Source organism: Marinomonas sp. ABL3_031 (genome assembly GCF_056161265.1).
Genome location: NZ_JBSWYU010000007.1, coordinates 37,794 through 60,472, shown reverse-complemented (window position 1 = coordinate 60,472; position 22,679 = coordinate 37,794). Strand labels below are relative to the sequence as shown.

Below are 22,679 nucleotides of genomic sequence, written 5' to 3'. Positions count from 1 at the left end.
ATCACAACATTCCCGCTTCATGGTTTATTTGAGAGTCTTGTACATGGCGTATCAAGGCTCGTAATTTAGCCGGTTTAGCCGGCTTGGCCATATAGCTGATCTGACGTGATTTGCATAGTTCAATAAGGTCTGCTTCACGTGACGCCGTCAACAAGGCGGCGGGAATATTTCTGTTGGCTTTTTCTCTTAGTGCTTGAATCAAACTGAGCCCTTCTTTGTCATCATCCAGGTGATAATCCACCAATAAGAGTTCTGCTTCTCCCTCTGCTGCCAGAGCCGCGTCGTAACTTCGGAAACCATGGCATTCGCATTGCCAATGAGTCAGTAAGCTGGACATGGCGGCAAGATTGTTTTCATCATCGTCGACACACCAGACACGACAATGTTGCGTCTCGTTTGGCTTTTCAATCTGCTCACTTAGCTTAGCAGGAGAGGGGCGGGCTTGATTGATGGCCATGGGAATCTGAATGCTAAAACAGCTTCCTTTATTAGGAACAGAGCGCACTTTGGTGACTAATCCGAGCTGTTTTTGCATCCGACGTACTAGGCCTAACCCCAATCCCATGCCTGGCTCTTGCGTATTTTCCCAACGGTAAAAATCGTCAAAGACTTTTCTTTGTTCCGCTTCAGGAATGCCTATGCCTGTGTCCCAAACTTGTAAGAGAACTTGTTTGTTGCAAGGTCGCACGCTTAATAGCACACGACCTTTAGTCGTGTATTTTATGGCATTTGAAACAAAATTCTGGATAATTCGTCGCAAATAAATAGGATCTGAATAGACATGAAAAGCACGGATACGAGTATCGAAACGGATGTTTTTACTGGCGGCAATGACATCGAATTCTGTCACTATGGGAGCCAAAATCTGTTCCAATTCACAGCTTTCCAGTTTAGGTTGAATGGCACCTTGATCGAGACGAGCAATTTCCAATAAAGTGGAAATAAGTGCCTCAGTTGATTCTAACGAATCGGACAAATTGTTAATAATTTGGCTGGTGTCCTTGTCCAGTTGTGTGGTGTTCAGTATGCCCATGTAGAGTTTGGCGGCATTGAGTGGCTGCAAAATATCGTGACTGGCTAAGGCAAGAAACTCTGTTTTTGAGGCATTTGCCTGTTCGGCTTCGGCTTTGGCGTCCAATAGGGCTTTTTCCGCCTTATTACGACGATTAATTTCTTGCAACAATTCCACATTGACACTTTGTACTTCTTCTGCGCGAGCTTCAACACGCTTTTCCAGATCAATGTTGGCTTCCTTCAGGGCTTGCTGGCTTTCAATGTGTTCCGTAATGTCAGTAAAACTGGTGACGAAACCACCATCTGGTAATGGGTTACCCACCATTTCAATGACACGGCCATTGGCTCGACGGCGCAAGAAACGGTGAGAGGTGCCTGTCTTTAAGTGATCCAGTCGTTTATTGACCAAATCTTCAATTTCTCCCACACCGCATTCGCCTCGTTGTGCGTTGTAACGTATCAGTTCCTCTACTGGTAAACCCACTTTGAGCATACCTTCTGGGTAGGGATAGAGTTGTAGGTAGGTTTTATTCCAAGCCACTATTCGTAGCTCTTTATCGACAACACTAATTGCTTGATCAAGATTATCCATGGAAACAAACAACAGATTCTGACTGAACTGGATGGCTTGGGTGGTTTCATCCAGATAGGTCATCATTTCTTCCACCTTGATGTGTTTATCCACCAAGATGGAATTAATGATGGTGCGTGCTGAAGAGCCTCCAAGAACGCCGCCAAGTATGCGTTCGCAATAATCGATAAACAAACGGCTAGGTTGTTCACTTTGGCGAATGCTTTGATCATAGTATTGCTCAAAATTGTTCAATACTTGCTGAGATTTTTGTTTACCAAGAAAGGTTTCCAATAAGACCAGCAAATCCCCATTGGTGGCTTTGCTTTTGGTTTTAAAAAAGCCTTTTTCTAACTCGGTAGTGGGGCTGACAAAAGCCGTGGCTTGAATACGATCTATCAGTCTTTCGGTGGACAGTAAAGACCCTAAAACATAGCCAAAAACATTGGTAATAAGGCTAATAAAAGCGCCGTAACTGATGAGCTCCGAGCGAGATTGTCCACTGGCCATGTCCCATTCTATGTTGCCACTTAGGGGGAGCATCATCATCAGCATCCAACTGATGAAGCCGAACGTTAGCCCTGTGTATACCCCATAAGCATGACCTCGTTTCCAATACAAGCCGCCAAATACGGCAGGCATCAATTGTAAAACCAATGAGAAAGCCAGTAAGCCTGTGCCTGTTAAAGACTCGTGATTGGCCATCTTTTGATAATACAGAAAGGATAAGGTTAGTATGCCCAGCATGGCCAGACGACGAATAACCAGAATACGTCGTCGATATAAGGGCAAGGCTTGATGTTGAGCGCTGGCTCGAGCCAACATCAAGGGGAGAATCACATCGTTGCTGATCATGATACTCAAAGCAAAGGTTGCCACAATAATCATGGCTGTGGTGGCGGAAATACCCCCCAAAAAAATGAGCATTTGTAAGGGCAGATAATCTGACATCAAGGCAAACTGAATGACATAAGTATCAGGATTAATGTCGCTGCTGAATAAACTCTGTCCGGCAAAGGAAATAGGCGGAATGATAACGGCGAATATGGCCAGATACAGAGGAAACATCCAGCGCGCCATATTGGATTGATCTTGATTTTGGTGATCCACCACTGTGACATGGAACTGGCGAGGCAGACAAATCACCGCAGCGGCAGACATAAAGGTTTGCATTAAAAAAGGGAAGGTTAAAAAGGCGTCTGGGTGCCAAACGGAAACATTTACCTTATCCTGAATAGTGGTTAGATCCACATCCTGAACCATAATCAGAACCACTAACCCCACTGCGATAATGGCAATCAGTTTGAATAAGGACTCTGCGCCAATCGCCAACATCATTCCTGAACGATACTCTGTCACTTCCACCTTACGCGTGCCAAACAGCATGGCAAAAATGCCCATTAATAACGTCGCAATCAACACAATTAAGTGCGTTGAGGTTTCACCTTGATTGACGAATAAGGCAAAATTCGAGCCGATGGCTTTCAATTGCAATGCAATATAAGGAATCACTGCCAGCATACAAATCAAGATCACCAAGGGCGCCGTAATAGGTCGTTTACCGTAGCGAGAGGAAATAAAATCAGCGATAGAAGTAATATTCTGCTTATGACTTATGTTGATCATCTTACGCAGTAAAGGAAAAGCAAGCAGATACAAGAGGATTGGACCAAGCAGAATGGGCAGATAGCTCCAACCAGAGCGCGTGGCTTCGCCAATGGCGCCGTAAAAAGTCCAAGCCGTGCAATAAATCGCGAGGGAGAGGCTATAAACCACAGGGTGGCGGGTGAGCTTTTTCGCATACGGGCCTTCTTTATCACCCCATAATGCGATCCAAAACAACCCCATTACATACAAAATGGCCAGCAGAATCCAGAAAACCGTCATGGTCTAAGCACCTGATTATAAAGCAGTGTTTTATTTTTCTTAGGTCAATGTAGCATACTTCTAGGACCATGCCTCTTAGACTTAGGTCGTGTTATGACTCAGCTTTTAAAAAGGCATGCTAAAATGACCTTATGTTGTACAGAGGAAAACATCATGTCACTCGCTTCAAATTATCAGGTGAAAGCCTATCACGCACATCTTTATTATCAGGATGAGGCTGGCCTGCTTATGGCACAAGAGATTGCCAAACAAGCGCAAGGGTTATTTGAGATACGCATTGGCCGCTTTCATCAAAAACCAGTAGGGCCACATCCATTGTGGAGTTGTCAGTTATCCTTTGCTGCTGAGACTTTTGGTGACTTTATTCCTTGGCTAATGTTTCACCGTCAAAGCTTGGATGTGTTTGTGCATCCTTTAACAGGGGATGAGTACATCGATCATACCCAGGGCATCAGTTGGTTGGGGAATTCACATACATTAGATCTTTCCCAATTTACAAAAAATGAGCAATGACATTGTTTAGTGTAGATTTATTGTCGCTTTTTAAAGATATATTTGTCTGACGACCCTTTAAAAACCAATAAGCGTACCAAGATCTAGTTTGTGGTGATTCTTGAATGAGAGGGTGATCGCAAAAAATTCGGGTTCGTGTTGTGGCGGTGTCATCGCAAAATAATTTGCTTGTATCAAGCGCTCGTTCCTAAACTTATTCCAAGCTGGAGAATAGAATGCAAATTTCTGAAAACACCGTTGTGAGCATGCACTACACATTGACCGATGATCAAGGTCAGCAACTGGATACCTCTTCAGGTCAAGAGCCACTTGTTTTCTTAAGTGGTGCGCAAAATATCATTGATGGTCTAGACAAAGCCCTTCAAGGCAAAGCAGCAGGCGATAAAATGACAGTTTCTGTATCACCAGAAGAAGGTTATGGTGAAATACACCAAGAACTGATTCAAAAAGTGCCAGCGGAAAACTTCCAAGGGGTGGATGATATCCAAGTGGGCATGCAATTCATGGCACAAACACCGGGTGGTCAACAACCAGTGACGGTAATTGGTGTAGAAGACGATGGCATCATGTTAGATGGTAACCACCCATTAGCAGGTAAGACATTAAACTTCGACGTGGAAATCGTTGAAGTCCGTGAAGCGTCATCAGAAGAAGTGGAACATGGCCATGTTCATGGCGCGGGTGGTCACCAACATTAACCCCCTAAAAATGAGTTGATAAATGAAAAACGGCTTCCTTGGAAGCCGTTTTTGTTTTCTGCCACTATAGTCCTTAGCTTTATATCATCTGGGGTTATTGGCATAAGAGTAAAGCTTCGGCTTGCCTTGTTTTTACCAACAGTTTTTTGCATTTCAGTGTAGCACTGATTTTCTTCTGGCTTAGGCATGTTTTATTTATTGATAAGGTTCCGCTTTCGTCTGAGCAGTTTGTTTGCTGTAAGCCTAGGAGGTTGTGAAAGTTCTTGTGTGACCAGATTGCAAGACGTTATCTAATATTGCGCCGGCTAGGATCAACTCTTTCATTTTGTCTAATTGATAATGTCTTGCGTTAGCAAGCTGCTTAAAGCGATGGATGATGCTCTAGATTCTGTGGGCAATTTTGATTAGTCTGGAAGTCACGCTGCTTTGTGGCGAGTATCTTCAATAACAAGAATAAATGAGAGGTGCATGATGAAATCTTTAGTAGATCATTTGTCGCAATATGTCTCTTATCATCAAGACAGGCGTAATGTGAACACACATTTTGTTGGTATTCCCATGATAGTGTTTGCCATCGCTGTGCTACTTTCTCGTCCACAATTTACCTTTTTTGATCAAACCTTCACGCCTGCAATTATTTTGGTTGCGGCCAGTGCATTGTTTTATGTGTGTTTACACCGAATTGTGGGACTTGTCATGACCCTATTATTGGTCATCTTTTTGTGGGGGGCACAAAAGGTGGCCAGTCAAAGTACCTTGATTTGGTTGACTTCAGGTATAGGTTTGTTCGTTGTGGTCTGGCTTTTTCAGTTTATTGGCCACTACTTTGAAGGTAAGAAACCGGCTTTTTTGGACGATATAACGGGGGTAGTAATTGGTCCATTATTTGTTGCGGTGGAAGTGATGGTCTTGCTGGGTTGGAAAAGCGATTGGCAAAACAAAATCACAGGTTATTGTGAAGACAAAAATCGCAGCTTGTGAATCCTGCTACTACTTGTGAATCTCTTTACTAATAAAGGCAGTGACGTATTTAGAAAGGAAGTGAAGAAACGGGAAGCGCTGTCAGAAATGCAGCGCCTTTTCCGCTAGGAGTAAGCCATTTGCTCGTTAAGAGAGCACTTACTCTGAGGTCTTTGTGCTGATATTACGCGTGTTGAGCAGAAACAGCAGAACCGCTTTTTACTTTTGCAACAAGAGTTGAGATTGCTTTACCAACTGCCGCGAAAGAGGCAACGATAAATTCAGCACGCTCAGCACGAGCAACTGCGATACGAACGTCTGCGTCAGTTAGGTAAGCAGCGTTAACATTGTTGATTAATTCAGATACAGATTGGTTTTTCATAGTCTCGTCCTCTTTGATTCTCCTACAAGCTTTTGGCTTGCAGATAATGAATTCGTTTCAATATGGAGATGATAAGTAGAGTCAACAGAGAAGACAAACGATAAAAAATACCCACATAAGTGAATTAAATTCATCAATTGATTTTTTTGTCATCAACCATGAAGAAGTACGTCTAGTACGAGCCGCTCCAGCGACAAATTTTATAGCGCGCAAACCCTACGAAATAGGTTTATTTCTGATTTGGCTGTATCTTCTAGTACGACAGGCCCGTTTGCTTCCTATAGTAAGTAACTCATCTACCCAGAAGGGATGCTTTGATGTCTCCAGATAGAAGCAATAAAAGGAAGGAGCGTTTTTTCTCTTCACTTACAAGTCTCTCAATTCATGATGTGTCTGGATGGCCATGCCAGTTTGCATTTTATGATTTCATGTTTCTTTTTTAATAAATAGCCATTTTATTTTTATTCTATCTGCTATCTTTTCTTATGATGTTAGGTTTTATTGTTCGATTTACGTTTGAAACGACCAATTGCTTCTCTTACCTCTACCAGATATAGCGGTTTTTATTTGGATGCCGAATATCAAGGTGAGTTATTAAAGAATGAGATTAAGGATATCATTATGAAATTTTCAAAAGCGCACTGGATCACTGTGCTGATTGCCCTTGTATTGACGCAAACCTCTTATGCTTTTGATGGTGATGATGGCGACTATTATGTTGCTCCGTGGGGGAATGACATGAGTGATGGTTCAATATATTCCCCTTTTGCAACCATCGAAAAGGCACAAATAAACGCTTCCCCAGGAGACTTAATTTATTTGCGAGGTGGTACTTATTGGTTTGACGACAATACGGATGCAGACGGTATTGGCGTGTTATTTCATAAGAGCGGTACGAGCAATGCGTCAATCAAATACCATGCTTATCCCGGTGAAACCCCTGTTTTTGATTTTTCCGAATTCCAACCTTACCAGCGGATTCGAGGTTTTAGTGTTCGGGCTGATTGGTTGCATTTTAAAGGAATCGAAATCAAAAACGTGCAACAGGTGATTACTAACGTCAATGAGTCATGGGGTATTCGTGTCGAAAACGGTGCTGATAATAATATTTTTGAAAACCTTAATCTTCATCACAATGAAGGTCCAGGATTGTTTATTGCGGATGGCGCGAACAATCTTGTTTTAAACGTGGATTCTCATCATAACTATGACCCAGACCGAGGTGGTGAAAATGCTGATGGTTTTGGGTGTCACTCAAATGATGGCGGTAATGTATTCCGCTATTCTCGTGCATGGGCAAACAGTGATGACGGTTTTGACTTTATCCGCGCAGAAGGAACCTGTACGGTAGAATATTCAATGGCTTTTCATAATGGCTATATCCCTGATACGACTATCGGTGCGGGCAATGGCACAGGCATCAAGGCTGGCGGTTGGGGGTTAGACGTCAGTACCTTTCCTGAGAATGTAGTTCGCCATTTAGTGCGATTCAATATCGCTTTTGGTAATCGAATTAACGGCTTTTATGCGAACCATCATCCTGGTGGCCTCGATTTCATAAACAATACTGCTTTTAATAATCCATATAATTTCAATATGTTAGCAGACGTCGGTGAGGCGAATCATTATCTAAGAAATAATGTTGCCTTTGGTTCAGGGATGGCACTCGCTAAGGTGACCACCCATGAGGTTGATTCTGCTTATAATTCTTGGGATTTACCTGTAACGGCCAATTCTGATGACTTTAAAAGTGTTGTTACCTCGTTGGCGTCCGCAGATCGAGATACTGATGGCAATCTCCCTGTAAATGATTTTCTGCGTTTGGTCAGCGGTAGTGATTTGATTGATGCTGGTCAGAACATAGGTTATTCCTATAGCGGTTTAGCGCCAGATTTGGGCGCTTATGAAGACAGGAATTAAATCAAGTTGATGCTGTAAGCAATCATCATGAGGCAAAACAGGGTGGGGGATTCCTTGTTATCGCTAATTGGGCAGTAGGCGACGTTTCTTTTGGGCATACTAAGCAACATGGCTCAAGTATTGTTTAGGATCTTTCATCCGAATCTTTATGTTAACAGTGGCTGAAATCGACGTTTCCGACAGCAAAGCAGAAAATAAAAGGGCCTTCATTCTGGGTGGATCACGCGATTAGAATGAAATGACGCCATAAAGAAGTAAACAAAATCCCTGCTATATGGCGGGGATTTTTGATTGTCTGATGTTGTGATCAGCCCTGTTTGTGCACCGCGCTTGGCATGTTCTTGTCTGTGAATTAAGTTAGCTAATGAGATGAAGTGCTTCTTTAAAACGGTTGTGATGGAACGTTTGTATTGATAACAGATCATTATACTATGCCGTGATTTTGGTGGGCTTCAAATTATGATGACTCTTTAACGTCTGATACTGTGAGAGAGACCGAAGTTTACAAGCTATGTATTAAGCGGCTGGAATTAATTGTATTGAATGACAGTCTTGATTAGACATGGAATAAACCATGATGGATAAGGAAAGGTGAGGAAGCGCTATAGATTATTATTTTAGCGCCTTTTCCGCTAGGAGTAAGCCATTTGCTCGTTTAAGAGAGCGCTTACTCTGAGGTCTTTGCGCTGATATTACGCGTGTTGAGCAGAAACAGCAGAACCGCTTTTTACTTTTGCAACAAGAGTTGAGATTGCTTTACCAACAGTCGTGAAAGAGGCAACGATAAATTCAGCACGCTCAGCACGAGCAACTGCGATACGAACGTCTGCGTCAGTTAGGTAAGCAGCGTTAACATTATTTATTAATTCAGATACAGATTGGTTTTTCATAGTCTCGTCCTCTTTGATTCTCCTACAAGCTTTTGGCTTGCAGATAATGAATTGTTTCAATGTAGAAATGATAAGTAGAGTCAACAGAGAAGACAAACGATAAAAAATACCCTTATAGGTGAATTAAATTCATCAATTAATTTTATCTTCCCAACTCCCCTGATGCAGTACGTTGGATATGTCTTGTCGTTCCAGCCAACCTGCTCTTTGTAGATCTGGTGTGTCATGAAATTGCTCAACATAGCCCAAACAAAGGTAGGCGATGATGTCGATGTGGTCTGGGATGTTTAAGTTTTCTCGCAAAACATCATCGTGCAGAATGCTTACCCAGCCCAAGCCAATGTTTTCCGCACGCGCGGCCAACCATATATTTTGTATCGCGCAGACCGAGCTGAATAAGTCCATTTCAGGTTTCGCAGTGCGTCCAAGTACCACAGAACCAGTGCGATTTCGGTCGCAAGTGACACAAATACCCAATGGGGACTCTTCGATACCTTCCAACTTGAGAGATTGATATTGTTTGCGTCTGTCGCCATGAAAAAGCTCAGCGGCCTCCGCATGAGCTTGTAAAAAGCCTTGTTTGATGTTGGCTTTGCAAACTTTGTCGGTTACAAGAATGAAATCCCAAGGCTGCATAAAACCTACACTGGGGGCATGATGGGCCGCTAGTAAAATACGTTTCAATACGGTTTCAGGAATAGGATCAGGAAGAAATTCTCGACGCACATCGCGACGGGCAAAAATGGTTTTATACACCGCATCACGCTCTGCTTGACTGATTTTCATAACAACAACTTTGCCTATTTAAATGCAAAGCGGCAAGTATGAGCAGTTAAGCATTTTTTGCCAAGACGATATTGTTCAAGTCATGTTGGATTCGGTTCAGTTTAGCCGACTTTATGCATTTAACTGCACACAGCTTGAATCAGAGGATCGTTACTTCCCAATGCATGCCATTTGGTTTGGGAGCCGCTTTCTGCGCTGAAAGAATTGGTGAAATCGGCTCTGGCTGATTGTAAACAATCAATGACTTGTGGAACTCTTTTGGCAGGTGTTCTGCGCTCAAAAAAGTACAGGTCGACCAGAATCAGGTTGGGATCAATTTTGTTTTGCGCAGAATTTGCTACATCAGCAGCGATAAAGCGCATAGTTTGTGGGAAAACATAACTCCATGGACGCCATGGTGCTTCTTCTTGTACCTTTTTCACCACGATTACGCCTTCTGGAAGCAAACTGGCTTGATGATCATACCAGTCATATTCGCCTTGAATTTGGAAGCCTAGCATACAGACACCAGCAAACACGGGTACCAGCCATTTAGGGGCAGTTTGTTTCGACAGTTTACGTATTAAAAACGCGATACCTGCACCACCAAGACCAGCAAAAATCGTTGCAACAAGTTCCCAAATCATCTTATTTTTTTCCTTTAATGAATGTTTTTATTATAAGGAAATCAAGCCCCGCATGAAGCGGGGCTTGATAGGCTATGGCATGGATCGATTAATGATCGACGGCTTTGCCAGCACCTTGAGGGTAGCGCACACTTTCAACCAAGTCTTGGATGTCTTGTGGTGGTTCTTCTGTCATAGAAGACACCGCGAAAGCGACAGCAAAGTTGATAATGGCACCAATTGCTCCGAAGGACAGAGGTGAAATACCAAATAACCAATTATCCGGTGTGTTAGCCAGAGTGGCAGTGCCTGGAATGAAGAACCAACCTAGGAAGGTAAAGATGTAAACCAAGGTGGCAATCAAACCTGCTAGCATACCCGCTACCGCGCCTTTGCTGTTAACACGTTTTGAGAAGATACCCATCATCAATGCAGGGAAAATTGAGGCCGCAGCGATACCGAAGGCCAGCGCCACCACCTGTGCGGCGAACCCGGGTGGGTTCATACCCAAATAGGTTGCAACGATAATGGCGACAAACATGGATATTCGAGCGGCTAATAATTCCCCTTTATCCGTGAGATCGGGGTTGATTGAGCCTTTTATTAAGTCATGACTTACCGCGGACGATATGGCCAGTAATAATCCGGCTGCCGTTGATAATGCGGCGGCGAGACCACCGGCGGCAATTAAACCAATGACCCAACCTGGGAGATTCGCGATCTCAGGGTTCGCTAACACCAGAATGTCACGGTTAACCGTTAACTCGTTACCTTCCCAGCCACGTGCTGTCGCTTCAGCTTCATAGGCAGGCGTATCGTTGTAGAACTGAATACGACCATCATCGTTTTTGTCTTCATACTTGATCAACCCCGTGGTTTCCCAAGTTTGAATCCAATCAGGGCGCTCAGCGTACTCAATTGGTTGTTCGGTAGGGCCAGATGGATAAATGGTTGTCATTAGATTCAAACGCGCCATAGACGCAACAGCAGGTGCTGTTAGGTACAATAAAGCGATGAATACCAATGCCCAACCAGCAGACCAACGTGCGTCAGCCACTTTTGGCACAGTAAAGAAGCGTATGATCACGTGAGGCAGACCCGCAGTACCAATCATCAAAGACAGAGTGAAGAGTACCATGTTGAGTTTGTTGTCCACATCCGCCGTATAGTCTCTAAAGCCCAGCTCTCTGACCACCTCATCTAGTTTCTGTAGCAATGGCATACCAGATTCAGTGTGGGTAGAGAATAATCCTATAGCGGGTAGGAAAGTATCTGTGAGTTGTAAGGAGATGAATACCGCAGGGATGGTATAGGCAATGATGAGAACCACATACTGAGCCACCTGCGTGTAAGTGATGCCTTTCATACCGCCTAATACCGCATAAAAGAATACCACGATAGCGGCAATCGTCAGACCAGTGTTTTTATCGACTTCAAGGAAACGCGAGAAGGCAACACCTGCGCCTGTCATTTGGCCGATAACATAGGTTACCGAGGCTATGATCAAACAAGCCACCGCCACTAAACGTGCAGTACGACTGTAGAAACGATCACCAATGAAGTCTGGCACGGTAAATTTACCAAATTTTCTTAGGTAAGGCGCCAACAACATAGCAAGCAATACGTAACCACCCGTCCAACCCATAAGGAAGGTGGAGTTAGCGTAACCACCGGCAGCGATTAAGCCTGCCATAGAGATGAATGAGGCAGCAGACATCCAATCCGCTGCCGTTGCCATTCCATTTAATACTGGGTGAACACCCCCACCAGCGACATAGAATTCTTTTGTTGATCCTGCACGAGCCCAAATGGCGATACCGAAGTAAAGCGCAAATGATCCGCCCACGAACAATAAGTTGATCATGAATTGACTCATATTGAATTACTCCTGTAGGCCAAATTCTTCGTCAAGTTTGTTCATTCTCCAGGCATAGAAGAAAGTCAAACCGATAAATACAAGAATGGCGCCTTGCTGGGCAAACCAGAAGCCTAAATCCGTTCCACCAATATGAATACCGGAAAGCATGGGACGTAGTAGGATGGCACAACCGTAGGAGGCAAGTGCCCATACCACAAGACATCCGAGGATGAGCCTGAGGTTGGCTTGCCAGTATTTTTCTGCATTAATACTATGATCTGACACGGTAGATCTCCTTATAATTATTTTTATCACGCATCTCTAATCTAACAGGGGCGAACAAAATAAGAAGTCAGACTTTAGTCGCATAGACGGATTTCAATTTAGAAATCGGGTGCATAAAATAGCTAATCAAAAGAAGGGAAGTGAGTAATGAATTTAGCGATTAGGCAGAAGATTCTGTCGGTATGCGAAGAAAAGATACGCCAAAAGGGTGATAAGGTGCAGGTGTCTTTTTATGCCTTTTTTGCCAATAAGAATGATCAGCCTGATGTCTTGATGTCGGTTGCCCGCTGGTGGATTGAAGAACATCAACTCAATCATTTTGAAAAAGCCACTAAGATATATGCCATGGTGGCGTCGATGTCAGACGACAATGTTTTGGAGCAGGCTAGAGATGCCTATAAAGGAATCAACCATTTGACGTTGCAAGTGCGCAATCTAAGCAAATCCTTGGCTTTTTATATTGATCAGCTTGGTTTTAGCGGTGAAGTGCGTTGGGCCACAGGCGCTTATTTGTCTTATGGTGATGCTTGGTTGTGTTTATCATTAGGCGAGCCAAAAGTTGATGCAAAAGACTATACCCATTATGCGTTTGACGTGAGTGAACAGACGCTACAGTCTCTATTAGACAGACAAGTGGAATTTACGATCTGGCAAGCGAATCAAAGTGAGGGCGATTCTATCTATATTGCCGATCCTGATGGTCATAAATTGGAGTTTCACATAGGGTCGTTAGCGTCACGGTTAGCATCCTTGAAACATGCGCCTTATAAGGGGTTAATATGGCTTTAGAGCAAGCGTCATTTTGCATTAGAAAAGTGACCGCAGACGCTACTTTAGCCTTGCGGCAGCAAGTATTATGGCCGGACAAAAGCCAAGACGAATGTCGTGTTGATGGGGATGAGTCAGGTGAGCATTATGGCGTGTATCTTGATGAAAAACTCTTATGTGTCGCCTCGGTATTTATTGAAAGGGAAAGTGCCAGATTAAGAAAATTTGCCACATTGGCTGACTATCAAGGACAAGGAATTGGGCAATCTGTATTGCAGCGTATTATTGCGGATCTGAAACAAAAAGGTGTTAAAGTATTTTGGTGTGATGCAAGAGAGAGTGCCAGTTCCTTGTATCAGCGTTTTGGTCTGACAGCAGCGGGTGAGCGTTTTTATAAAGGTGACATTCCATATCGTAAAATGTCGGTGAATTTAAAATAGGGAAAGCAATATGATCAAAACAATTTTTGTCGCAAAACAATCCAAGCAAGCGCAAATTGAAATAGATGCGGTAAAAGTGGATGCGGGTAAAGGCATAGTAGGGGACAGATACTATGGTAAAAAAGGCAGTGATGGGCCAAATATTACCTTTGTCGAAAGCGAAGCCATTGCGCAATACAATCAGAACTTTGCGCAACAAATCCAACTCGCGGACACTAGGCGTAATGTGGTGACTCATGATATCGCCTTGAACGATCTGGTTGGTAAGCGTTTCCGCATTGGGGAGGCCGAGTTTTATGGTGTTGAGCTGTGTGAACCTTGTGCCTTTTTAGGGAAAACGCTAGCGACTGAAGAGATGAATGCAGCGCAAGTGGTTAAGGCTTGGCTGCACAAAGGGGGGTTACGAGCTGATGTGGTGCGTTCTGGCGTATTGCGTGTCGGTATGCCATTTGAATTATTGGATTAAGCTGACTCGGCACTCCTGTTAAGATCTTCCGCCAAAACAAAATCCCTCAATGGCTCAAACGCTTGGTTAAAAGCTTGTGCTTGCCAGACATAGTCTGTTTGTTGAGGGTTTTGTAACGTCTTTGCTAAGCTGTCTGCCTGTTGCAGATAGGCTTCGTAACCGTGATGAAGCGATTGCGCGGCTCTGGTGTCAGTCTTGTTGGTTAATTGAAGCGAATCCCACTGTAAAAGATCCTCTAAGTTCATCGCGTCACTCTTTTGGCCTTGAAAAAGCCACAAATCCTTATGCTGATCGTAGGCATAAAAAGGCAAAAAAATGAGACCCTGTTGGCTGATGAAATTGATGGCTCGCAGAATAAATTCAGCTTCCTGCTGGCTGATAAAATAATTTAAGTTGAAGCGCACCCAGCCCGGTTTTAGGAGTTTTTCGCCTGCCTTTAGAGCCTGCTGAATTTGTTCAGATTTGTGTTCGTTAATATTCAATAAAGCATGTCCATAAGGCCCTGCGCAGGAACAGCCGCCTCGCACTTGAATACCGAACAAATCGTTCAATAATGCGGTGACAAAACCATGATGCAAATAGCCTTGCGGGGTTTTGATACGAAAGGCCGTAATGGATAAACGCTTGGCGCTAGAATGACCAAGACGTTCAATTGAGGGATTGTTTTGCCAATGTTGATCAATGAGTTTAACGAATTGGTATTCATGCTGTTGGATCACTTCATCGCCCACTAAGGATTTGAGTTTGAAGACCAAACCTGCGCGGATGGATTCTAAAATCGCTGGTGTGCCACCTTCTTCACGACGTTCACCAATGGGTAAAAAGGTATGATCATTTGGTGTCACGAAAGACACAGTGCCCCCACCAATATGACTCGGCTGGACGTTGTTAATAATCTGCTTTTTGACGATTAAAATGCCCGGTGTGCCAGGGCCGCCAATGAACTTATGTGGGGAGAAGAAAATGGCGTCTTTGCGATGTTCAGGCGATTGCTCAGGATTCATATCGATTTTTACGTAGGGCGCTGCCGCCGCGAAATCCCAAAAGGATAGGGCATTATAAGCATGCAATAACTCGGTGATGGCATCTTGATCACAAAGGATACCAGTGACATTCGAAGCGGCACTAAAGCTGCCAATGAGACGCTTGCCTTGATGTTGCTGCAATTGGTTTTCTAAGTCTTGTAAGCATACGCCACCCTGTTTACCTTCTTGAATACGAATCACAGGAATCGCCAATTCACGCCAAGGTAATTCATTGGAATGATGCTCATAAGGGCCAATCAGAATGCGTGTTTGTGCTTTTTCGGTGGCGTCTAAATGTCTCAATCCAAGTTGAGAAATCAAGGTATTGATGGCGCTGGTGGCTCCGCTGCCGCAGAAAATAATTAGATCTTCAGGGTAGGCATTCACGGCATGACGAATTTCCTCTCGAGCTTGTTCACGAAATGCCGTGGTTTGCATACCGGTAGCGTTGGCTTCGGTGTGAGTATTGGCGTAGAAAGGCATGGCCTGTTGTAGCGCCTGTTCGATGAAATCCAAACTGCGGCCAGAGGCCGTGTAATCCGCGTAGGTAAGTTTGCGTTCTCCGAAGGGCGTGAGGATGTTTTGCTCGGCGCCAATAATGCCCTGTCGAATTTTTTCTAACAAAAGCATAGTCGAAGGGGTTGAATGGTCTTTTGCTGTATGGCAAGAGGGAGCAAGATGACTGATATAGGATGAGTCTGTCGTTAACATGTCGAGGTCCTTGGCCCTGATTGACAGACTTGACCTCTTATCCGCTTATTTGGCTTTTTTAAGCTGAGGTAAGGGTAACTCCGTGGTCCATTTGATTTGTTCCATAGCGAAGTTGGAAGTGACGTCTGTTAACGCAGTGGCACTGATTAAGCGTTTATAAAATTGGTCATAGGCTGGAATGTCTTTTACCAAAACACGCAGTAAATAATCGTATTCACCCGCCATGCGATAAAACTCCACAACTTCTGGAAATTGAGAAACCACCTGAGCAAATTCAGTTGCCCAATTGGCATCGTGTTGATTGGTTTTTACCTGAACAAAAACCGACACCCCCAGTTCCAGTTTTTCTGCGTCTAATAAAGCCACGTGGCGTTTGATGTAGCCAGACTTTTCTAAGCGCTGAATGCGTCGCCAGCAAGGGGTTTTGGATAAGCCTACTTGCTGAGCCATTGCTTCTGTGGAAATACTATCATTACTTTGAATTAAGGCAAGAAGTTGCAAATCTATGCTATCTAAGTTCATTTTGTTCTCTTTTTTAGGTTTATGATGGAATTATTTTTCTATAGATTAATGATTTTTTACATCTAAGCAACGGCATTTCATATCTGCTGGCATTTGAGGAATATCAATCCAGTATGAGGCAGGAAAAAAGTTAAAAAATAATCGATTTTTTTGAGTAAATGCTCCTATTCCGAGTCATTACCTCGTTCTCTTTGGTATTCCTCAAACGATTTATTGTGGTTTGCTAAGCAGTCCTCTTGTTGTTGACCGCGATAATCACGACAAGCAGACACATGATTTTGTTGAAAGGCTTCATAAGCCCCTTTTGTCGTACAAGACATTTGTAGGCTAACCAATAATACACAAGCCGCTATGACAATAGGTTTTATCATACTGTTTATTTCCCCTTATAAGCAGAACGGGTAAATACCTTTTTAACTATTGATAGAAAGCGATTGTTTCTTTGTTGTTATTATCAAGCTCACCAAACGACATTCATCCCCCATACTGATTCGGCATTAGGGGATGTATTTTGCTGCCACTGGCTCTGCCTCTTTGGGTAAAAGAGTCACTGGGTTTGTACGTCTGTCGAAGGTGTTAATTTTTGTCTTAGTCGTTTAATAATCGCTTCTACGTCTTCCTTGATCATTAAGAGTATAGGCATTAGGACTAAGGTGATCAAAGTAGCAAACATGATACCGTAGCCAAGAGAGACTGCCGCAGGAATCAAGGCTTGGGCCTGACGTGACGTTTCATACAGGATGGGGGCAAGACCGGCAAAGGTTGTGAAAGAGGTTAATAATACGGCACGCAAGCGGCTTTGGCATGCCATGATGATGGCACGACGAATGTGGATGGTTTCTTGGCGTAAATCATTATAACGAGACACCAGCAACAGGCTGTCATTTACCACCACACCACTTAATGCCAAAATGCCGTTCAAAGAGAAGATACTTAAGGCCAATCCGTTCATCCAATGACCGAGTAAGGAACCTATGATACCAAAAGGGATGGCCATCATGATGATCACAGGCTGACTGTATGACTTCAATGGAATGGCCAGTAGGGCATAGATGATCAAGAGGGCCAACATAAACATCTTAAACAAAGAAGATTGTGTTTCCGCTTGCTCTTCTGCTTCTCCCGAGAAAGTAAAGTCCACTTCAGAGAATTGCTTTTTAATGTTCGGCATTGTCGATTGTTGAAGCAATTTCACCACTTCTGTAGAAGACATGATGTCTTTATCGACTTCGGCTGATAGATAATATGAGCGCTTGCCATCAATGCGTATAATGTCTGTTTGTACCTCAATCTGACCCAATTTTGCTACCGTATCAAGCGGAACACGTGAACCGTTATCCAGTGTAATCTTAGTGTTCATAATGGCCGCTGGAGATTCTTGCTGCGCTTCTGGGTAGCCAATACGTACCTCAATTTCGTCATTATCTCTTTGGTATGTCTGCACTTTAGTGCCATCAAAATTACTGATGATTTGGCTTGCTAACTCTGATGTGGTTAATCCTAATAGACGGCCTTGTTCACTTAAACTGAGCGCTAAGCGTGACTCAGGTGGTGTGTCGAACTTTTCGATACCCGTCACGGCAGGGATTTTATTCAAGGCTTCAAGCAATGCATTTAACGCTTCGTCAAGTGATGTGGCATTTGCGCTGGCGAGTTCCACATTGAGAGCATCGATGGAACCACTTTGACTGTTTCGAATGCGCAAACTTTTCACCCCTTCAGGGGTACCTGCCAAACGTTGCCACTCGGTGGAAAACTGGGTCAAAGAATAGGGCGCTCCGTTGACCAATTCAACGCGGAAACTGCCAGATTGATCGCTGGAACTATAGGTCTCAATGTTTTTTAAATAATGGTTTGGTAAATCATCTTTAGCGCTTAATTCGGCATGGGCCGCTTTCGTTAAATTCTTATCTGCTTGATAGGCGTTTTGTTCAATTTCGATCAAGGCCTTTTCGGTTTGACCATAGCTGGCATCGCTTAGCATGGTCAAAGAGGCTCGTACTGTATCACCCGGAATACGCGGGAAAAAGCTAGTGCGAATGTCTCCCGTCAGCGGCATAGATATCACTAAAGCAAATAGACTAATGAAGACCAAGCTCATGGCGTATCTGTGGTTTAGACAAAATTCGATAGCGGGTTTATAGAGACGCTGACTGAAAAACTGCAAGCCATCGTCTGCGCCTTTTTGCACCATGCCCCAAAGTTTCGCTATGAGATTCTTAGCTGGTGCTTTGTGGGTATTTAAGTGGGATAAATGGGCAGGCAAAATGATTTTGGATTCAATGATGGACAACACCAAACAAATGGCCACTACTTGAGCAAATTGCGAATAAATTTTGCCTAAACGACCATCAATGTTAGAGAGAGCCCAAAAAGCCGCTACTGTGGTGAAGACACCAAACAGAGTCGGCACGGCCACTTCCATGGTGCCCTTGATGGTGTTATTCAGCGTATCACCATCTCGCGCTCGCACAGAATAAATGTTTTCACCCACCACAACGGCATCGTCAACAACAATGCCTAAAGCCAGAATAAAGCCAAAAGTGGTGATCAAATTCAGCGTTAAATCGACTTGACTGGTGCCCATGAGGAAGAGGGTGCCGAAGAAGATAAAGGGTAAGCCTGCGGCCACCCAAAAGGCCACCGTAATGTTGAGAAAAACCGCCAGTAAGACAAAGACCAAAAGGACGCCTGTTAAGGCATTTTTTACCATCAATTCAAGTCGTTGATTAATGGATTCACTGCGGTCATTCCAAGTGGTTAATTCAACCTTATAGGGTAATTTGCCCGTATCTCGCCATGCTGCAACTCGCTTCTTAGTGGCCTCAACCGTATTGATGATGTCATCTTTGCCAATGGTGTTTATGCGCAGGGATAAACTGTTTTGTTGATTAAAGCGCGACAACACGAAGTCATCTTCGTCGTACGCATCTTGGATATTGGCGATGTCACCAAGTTGGAGTTCTGCTCCACTGGCTGTGGTCTTGATTGGGATGCGAGCGAATGCTTGTTTGAAATAGGCTTGTTCAGACGCGCTGACTTTGAGGTACAAGTCTTTGTTGCTCAAGGTGGCAACCGAGGCACTGGCAGACTCGGCATTGATCGCAGTACTGAGGTCCGCTAAGGTTAGGTTGTAAGCTTCTAACTTATTTTTATCAACCTTAATCAACATGCTGGGATCACGCCAACCTGAAATGGAGACGGAATTAATTTCCTTATCCAGTAATAAATCGTTTTTTAAGTCGTAAGCGGCTTTTTGCAAGGTTCTACGGTCAGTGTCGCCAAACAGCTGAATAATAATGGCCAATTCTGAACGCGTGTCTTTGGTGATAATTGCTGGATCTGCGTCGCTGGGAAAAGAAGAGATTTCGTCTACTTTGTCTTTTATGTTACTGAAGACTTCATCTAGGTCATAGTCATCTTTGATTTCAACATTGACCGAGCTACCGCTACTGGTGGACGTTGATATGACATTTTTGATGCCAACTAAGCCTTCTAATTGTTGCTCGATCAAAATGGTGACACTTTCTTCGGTGGCTTTGGCTGAGCCACTGTCGTAACTGACATCGATATCGATACCATTTGGTGGTAACGTCGGGAAACTCTTTTTGCTTAACGAACCTACGTTGATCACCCCTAAGGTAATGATAAAAATCATCAGTAAGTTAGCAGCCACTGGGTTACCAGCAAACCAAGCAATGATGCCTCGTTGTTGATCGTTTGGACTCATTTTTCACCTTGCTCTATGGCGTCAACTAGGGTGCCTTTCTGGTAACTGTTATAAGGCTTAGTTAGTACGGAATAGGTTTGCCCCCGCATCGCTTCCGGCACTAAGATGTAGGTGTATTTTGTGTCGACAAACAATGGCGTTGTGGGAAAATAATCAAGACGATTGTCTTCGTCGAGGAACCAGATATCACCCCGTTGGCTGAGGGCAGAGTTTGGTAACTTCCACAGATTTTTCAGTGTTTTACCTTGTAATTCAATCGTGACAAAAGCGCCAGGCAATAAGGGGATATCTTGATCTAATGGTGCTTCCACTGCCAAAGTAAGGCTGCGCATTCGAGTTGTCGAGTCTATATGTTGCCCAACACTAATGACCTTGCCTGTCCAGTTGGCTTGACTGTCATCAATACTGCGCACGGTAACGGGCCAATCGCCGGCCAATAGCGTGGCAGCATTAGGCAGTTTTGCCCAATCTGAATTGGCCAGTTCTAAGGCAATTTCGACACGATCCGTGCTGTACAAGGTAGCGATTTCGCTGCTGGAACTGAGATAAGAGCCTGGGGCGATATTTCGGTCAGTCACCAAGGCGTTAAAAGGCGCGAGCACTTTGGTGTTTTGTAGATTGTCACGGGCTTCCATAAGGGCAGCTTTGGCAGAGTTGACTTCCGCTTGGGCTTCGGCCAACTGGGGGATACGCCATGTCAGATCGGATTCCGGTTGGCCAGTGAAACCGGCTGCTTGCCATTCGGCTTTGGCTTGATCGCCTTGGCGAATCTCTTCTTTTAAGGCTAATTCCGCACTGGCTAAGGTTTTTTCGGCACTGGCAACTGCACTGTTTAATTCACGATTACGCAAAATCGCTAATACGTCACCTTGTTTGACGCGTTTTCCCGCTTCTAATTGTGGTGATATTTCAATGACTTCACCACTTACTTGACTGGTCAAGGTAAGAGAGTAGCGTGGGGCGGTCACCGCAGAACCTTGGATAATGGGAGCGTACTCGCCGGATTGAACCTTAATGACAGAGACCTTTACTGCCGTTTCGTCATCCTCCTCAGTTTCAAATTGGGAATTGAACTCGCTTGGTACTGGGGCAGGACCAGGGCCTCCCCTTGGTGGTCCTCCGGGGCCACCAGGTCCCGCCTCCATTTGTTCGGCAAAATTATCCGTATTGAATTTGCTGTCTATGTAAAAATAACTGGCAACCGCCACCACAATTGATAATGCTAGTACTATCCAGCGTGAATATTGCTTCATTCTGGTTTTACTCCAAGTCCTAATGCCAGTCCCAAGGTAATTCGATTTGCCAAATGTTCGTAGATGAGTTCATCGAGTTGTGCTTCAAGATCAAACATGGTGGTTTGCGCGGAGATTAAGTCACTGAGTTCCGCTAAACCATTGCGATATTTGGTTTGATACTGGGTCAAATTGTTGCGTGAACTTTGTAATGCATTGCGAATGTGTTTTAAGCGCTGCTGTAACACTTTTTCTTGTCCCAAGGCGTCTTCGACTTCGTTTACTGCTGTCAATAAGGTATCACGATAGGCTTGAAAAGCCTGTGCTGTTTTCAATTTGGCCACTTCTGCTGCCGCTTTTAATTGGCCACCTTGATAAAGAGGTTGAGTCAATTGCGCCGCTAAGCTCCAAATAGGCGAGGTAAATAATGCCATTCTAGGCGATTCTGCGGCATCAGACAGGGCGGCGCTCAAGCTGATAGAAGGCAACATGTCTTTGTAGGCGACTTGAGTGTTTAAATCTGCGGCTTCTATGGTGAGATAGGCGGATTTTAAATCTGGACGGCGTTGCAGTTTTTGTTCAGGCAAGCCAGTTAGGGAATAGCTGACGTCTGGATATTCTTGTTGAGCAGATAGAATCAGCGGCGTATTACGCCCTAATAAAGTTTGCAGTTCGCGTTTCTGAATGGCTAGGTTTTCACGATATTGTGCCAAATTTGCTCTGGATTGAGACGTTGAGGTGCGGGCTTCGTCCAAGGTTTCTAAATTGTCCAAACCGTTCTTGAAACGTTTAACAATAAGTTGTTCGTTGGCTTCCAATAAGCTAAGACGTTTGCTTTCTATTTCGATGGCATGTTGTTTAGCGGTTAAAGACAGCCATGTTTTCATGACATTGGCCACGAGTGTGTCTTGGCTAGATTGATATAAGGCTTCATCGCTGGCCAGACTTTTGGCTGAGGCTGACTCGGCATTGGCAAGCTTCTGCCATAAATCCAATTCCCAGCTGACATTGATTTTGGCCGAATAGCTTGTGTCGCTGTCTTGCTCTTCATTGACACCAAAACTGGCATCCACGGAAGGTAAATTCGCACCATGAGATTTTTTCAGTTCCCACAAACTGGCTTGGAGAGTTAAGGCGGTTTGTTGCAGGCTTGGATTGGCGTCTAAGGCTTCTTTGATCAGTAGATCTAATTCGTCACTTTGAATGAGATCGGTAAGGTAGCTGATTTCACCCGCTTGATCCAAGTTTTGCCATTGGTCTGCTTGTACCTCAGTTTTGTCGAATGCTTGCTGCGCAAGATCCGCGTAATTCACTCTTTCTTGTGAGCTACTACAAGCTACCAAGGCGGTGCTGATGCAAAACAGAGCGGCACAACGGAACGGCTTGTTGATCATTTATCAATCCTGACTTAGTCCA

Annotated in this window: 20 protein-coding genes and 1 pseudogene; 8 read left to right on the top strand and 13 right to left on the bottom strand. The window is 44.1% G+C overall.

Annotation, left to right across the window (positions count from 1 at the left end; genetic code table 11):
• Position 1: 1 nt before the first annotated feature.
• Positions 2-3,472: a PAS domain-containing hybrid sensor histidine kinase/response regulator gene (locus tag ACXAH2_RS09445; RefSeq protein ID WP_475078117.1), complete on the bottom strand. Its 3,471-nt coding sequence runs from the start codon at positions 3,470-3,472 to the stop codon at positions 2-4.
• A gap of 153 nt (positions 3,473-3,625) precedes the next feature.
• Between ACXAH2_RS09445 and ACXAH2_RS09440 the strand changes: the two genes are divergently transcribed.
• The 3 genes from ACXAH2_RS09440 to ACXAH2_RS09430 all read left to right on the top strand — a co-directional run bounded on the left by ACXAH2_RS09440 (position 3,626) and on the right by ACXAH2_RS09430 (position 5,664).
• Positions 3,626-3,985 carry a DOPA 4,5-dioxygenase family protein gene (locus tag ACXAH2_RS09440; protein ID WP_475078116.1) on the top strand — a complete coding sequence of 120 codons (360 nt, stop codon included), beginning with the start codon at positions 3,626-3,628 and terminating at the stop codon, positions 3,983-3,985.
• Positions 3,986-4,200: 215 nt separating this feature from the next.
• Complete coding sequence (locus tag ACXAH2_RS09435; RefSeq protein WP_475078115.1) at positions 4,201-4,683, top strand: FKBP-type peptidyl-prolyl cis-trans isomerase; 483 nt, start codon at positions 4,201-4,203, stop codon at positions 4,681-4,683.
• A 468-nt stretch (positions 4,684-5,151) separates the two neighbouring features.
• Positions 5,152-5,664: an Mpo1 family 2-hydroxy fatty acid dioxygenase gene (locus ACXAH2_RS09430; protein ID WP_475078114.1), complete on the top strand. Its 513-nt coding sequence runs from the start codon at positions 5,152-5,154 to the stop codon at positions 5,662-5,664.
• Between the two features lie 163 nt (positions 5,665-5,827).
• On the opposite strand, the gene ACXAH2_RS09425 is transcribed toward ACXAH2_RS09430, so the two are convergent.
• Positions 5,828-6,025, bottom strand: a complete 198-nt coding sequence (locus ACXAH2_RS09425) for an RSP_7527 family protein (protein ID WP_475078113.1) — start codon at positions 6,023-6,025, stop codon at positions 5,828-5,830.
• Positions 6,026-6,646: 621 nt separating this feature from the next.
• On the opposite strand from ACXAH2_RS09425, the gene ACXAH2_RS09420 reads away from it, so the two are divergent.
• Positions 6,647-7,945 carry a right-handed parallel beta-helix repeat-containing protein gene (locus ACXAH2_RS09420; protein ID WP_475078112.1) on the top strand — a complete coding sequence of 433 codons (1,299 nt, stop codon included), beginning with the start codon at positions 6,647-6,649 and terminating at the stop codon, positions 7,943-7,945.
• A 692-nt stretch (positions 7,946-8,637) separates the two neighbouring features.
• On the opposite strand, the gene ACXAH2_RS09415 is transcribed toward ACXAH2_RS09420, so the two are convergent.
• From ACXAH2_RS09415 to ACXAH2_RS09395, 5 genes are all read right to left on the bottom strand, one after another.
• Entirely contained in the window at positions 8,638-8,835 is a 198-nt protein-coding gene (locus ACXAH2_RS09415; RefSeq protein WP_475078111.1) for an RSP_7527 family protein, read from the bottom strand.
• Between the two features lie 132 nt (positions 8,836-8,967).
• A complete protein-coding gene (bluB, locus tag ACXAH2_RS09410; RefSeq protein WP_475078109.1) occupies positions 8,968-9,621 on the bottom strand; it encodes a 5,6-dimethylbenzimidazole synthase in 654 nt (217 codons plus the stop codon).
• A gap of 119 nt (positions 9,622-9,740) precedes the next feature.
• The gene (locus tag ACXAH2_RS09405; protein ID WP_475078108.1) at positions 9,741-10,247 is read right to left on the bottom strand and encodes a hypothetical protein; all 507 of its coding nucleotides are present in this window, start codon (positions 10,245-10,247) and stop codon (positions 9,741-9,743) included.
• 88 nt (positions 10,248-10,335) lie between these two features.
• Positions 10,336-12,102 (bottom strand): sodium:solute symporter family protein, encoded by a 1,767-nt coding sequence (locus ACXAH2_RS09400; RefSeq protein WP_475078107.1) that lies wholly within the window; start codon positions 12,100-12,102, stop codon positions 10,336-10,338.
• 6 nt (positions 12,103-12,108) lie between these two features.
• Positions 12,109-12,369: a DUF4212 domain-containing protein gene (locus ACXAH2_RS09395; protein WP_475078106.1), complete on the bottom strand. Its 261-nt coding sequence runs from the start codon at positions 12,367-12,369 to the stop codon at positions 12,109-12,111.
• Positions 12,370-12,516: 147 nt separating this feature from the next.
• On the opposite strand from ACXAH2_RS09395, the pseudogene ACXAH2_RS09390 reads away from it, so the two are divergent.
• From ACXAH2_RS09390 to ACXAH2_RS09375, 4 genes and pseudogenes are all read left to right on the top strand, one after another.
• A pseudogene (locus tag ACXAH2_RS09390) lies at positions 12,517-12,708 on the top strand (DUF6500 family protein); the annotation flags it as partial.
• An 18-nt stretch (positions 12,709-12,726) separates the two neighbouring features.
• Positions 12,727-13,158: a VOC family protein gene (locus ACXAH2_RS09385; RefSeq protein WP_475078268.1), complete on the top strand. Its 432-nt coding sequence runs from the start codon at positions 12,727-12,729 to the stop codon at positions 13,156-13,158.
• Complete coding sequence (locus tag ACXAH2_RS09380) at positions 13,149-13,577, top strand: GNAT family N-acetyltransferase (protein WP_475078105.1); 429 nt, start codon at positions 13,149-13,151, stop codon at positions 13,575-13,577. The genes ACXAH2_RS09385 and ACXAH2_RS09380 overlap by 10 nt, the downstream gene beginning before the upstream one ends.
• A 10-nt stretch (positions 13,578-13,587) precedes the next feature.
• The gene (locus tag ACXAH2_RS09375; protein WP_475078104.1) at positions 13,588-14,043 is read left to right on the top strand and encodes an MOSC domain-containing protein; all 456 of its coding nucleotides are present in this window, start codon (positions 13,588-13,590) and stop codon (positions 14,041-14,043) included.
• Here ACXAH2_RS09375 and ACXAH2_RS09370 read toward each other — a convergent pair.
• The 6 genes from ACXAH2_RS09370 to ACXAH2_RS09345 form a co-directional block, all read right to left on the bottom strand.
• On the bottom strand, positions 14,040-15,779 hold the full coding sequence (locus ACXAH2_RS09370) for an aminotransferase class V-fold PLP-dependent enzyme (protein ID WP_475078103.1): 1,740 nt from the start codon (positions 15,777-15,779) through the stop codon (positions 14,040-14,042). The two genes, ACXAH2_RS09375 and ACXAH2_RS09370, sit on opposite strands and share 4 nt — an antisense overlap.
• 45 nt (positions 15,780-15,824) lie before the next feature.
• On the bottom strand, positions 15,825-16,301 hold the full coding sequence (locus tag ACXAH2_RS09365) for an Lrp/AsnC family transcriptional regulator (RefSeq protein ID WP_475078101.1): 477 nt from the start codon (positions 16,299-16,301) through the stop codon (positions 15,825-15,827).
• 164 nt (positions 16,302-16,465) lie between these two features.
• A complete protein-coding gene (locus ACXAH2_RS09360; protein ID WP_475078099.1) occupies positions 16,466-16,672 on the bottom strand; it encodes a hypothetical protein in 207 nt (68 codons plus the stop codon).
• A 176-nt stretch (positions 16,673-16,848) separates the two neighbouring features.
• Positions 16,849-20,031 carry an efflux RND transporter permease subunit gene (locus ACXAH2_RS09355; RefSeq protein ID WP_475078098.1) on the bottom strand — a complete coding sequence of 1,061 codons (3,183 nt, stop codon included), beginning with the start codon at positions 20,029-20,031 and terminating at the stop codon, positions 16,849-16,851.
• Complete coding sequence (locus ACXAH2_RS09350) at positions 20,028-21,284, bottom strand: efflux RND transporter periplasmic adaptor subunit (RefSeq protein WP_475078097.1); 1,257 nt, start codon at positions 21,282-21,284, stop codon at positions 20,028-20,030. The genes ACXAH2_RS09355 and ACXAH2_RS09350 overlap by 4 nt, the downstream gene beginning before the upstream one ends.
• A complete protein-coding gene (locus ACXAH2_RS09345; RefSeq protein WP_475078095.1) occupies positions 21,281-22,657 on the bottom strand; it encodes a TolC family protein in 1,377 nt (458 codons plus the stop codon). The genes ACXAH2_RS09350 and ACXAH2_RS09345 overlap by 4 nt, the downstream gene beginning before the upstream one ends.
• Positions 22,658-22,679: the final 22 nt, after the last annotated feature.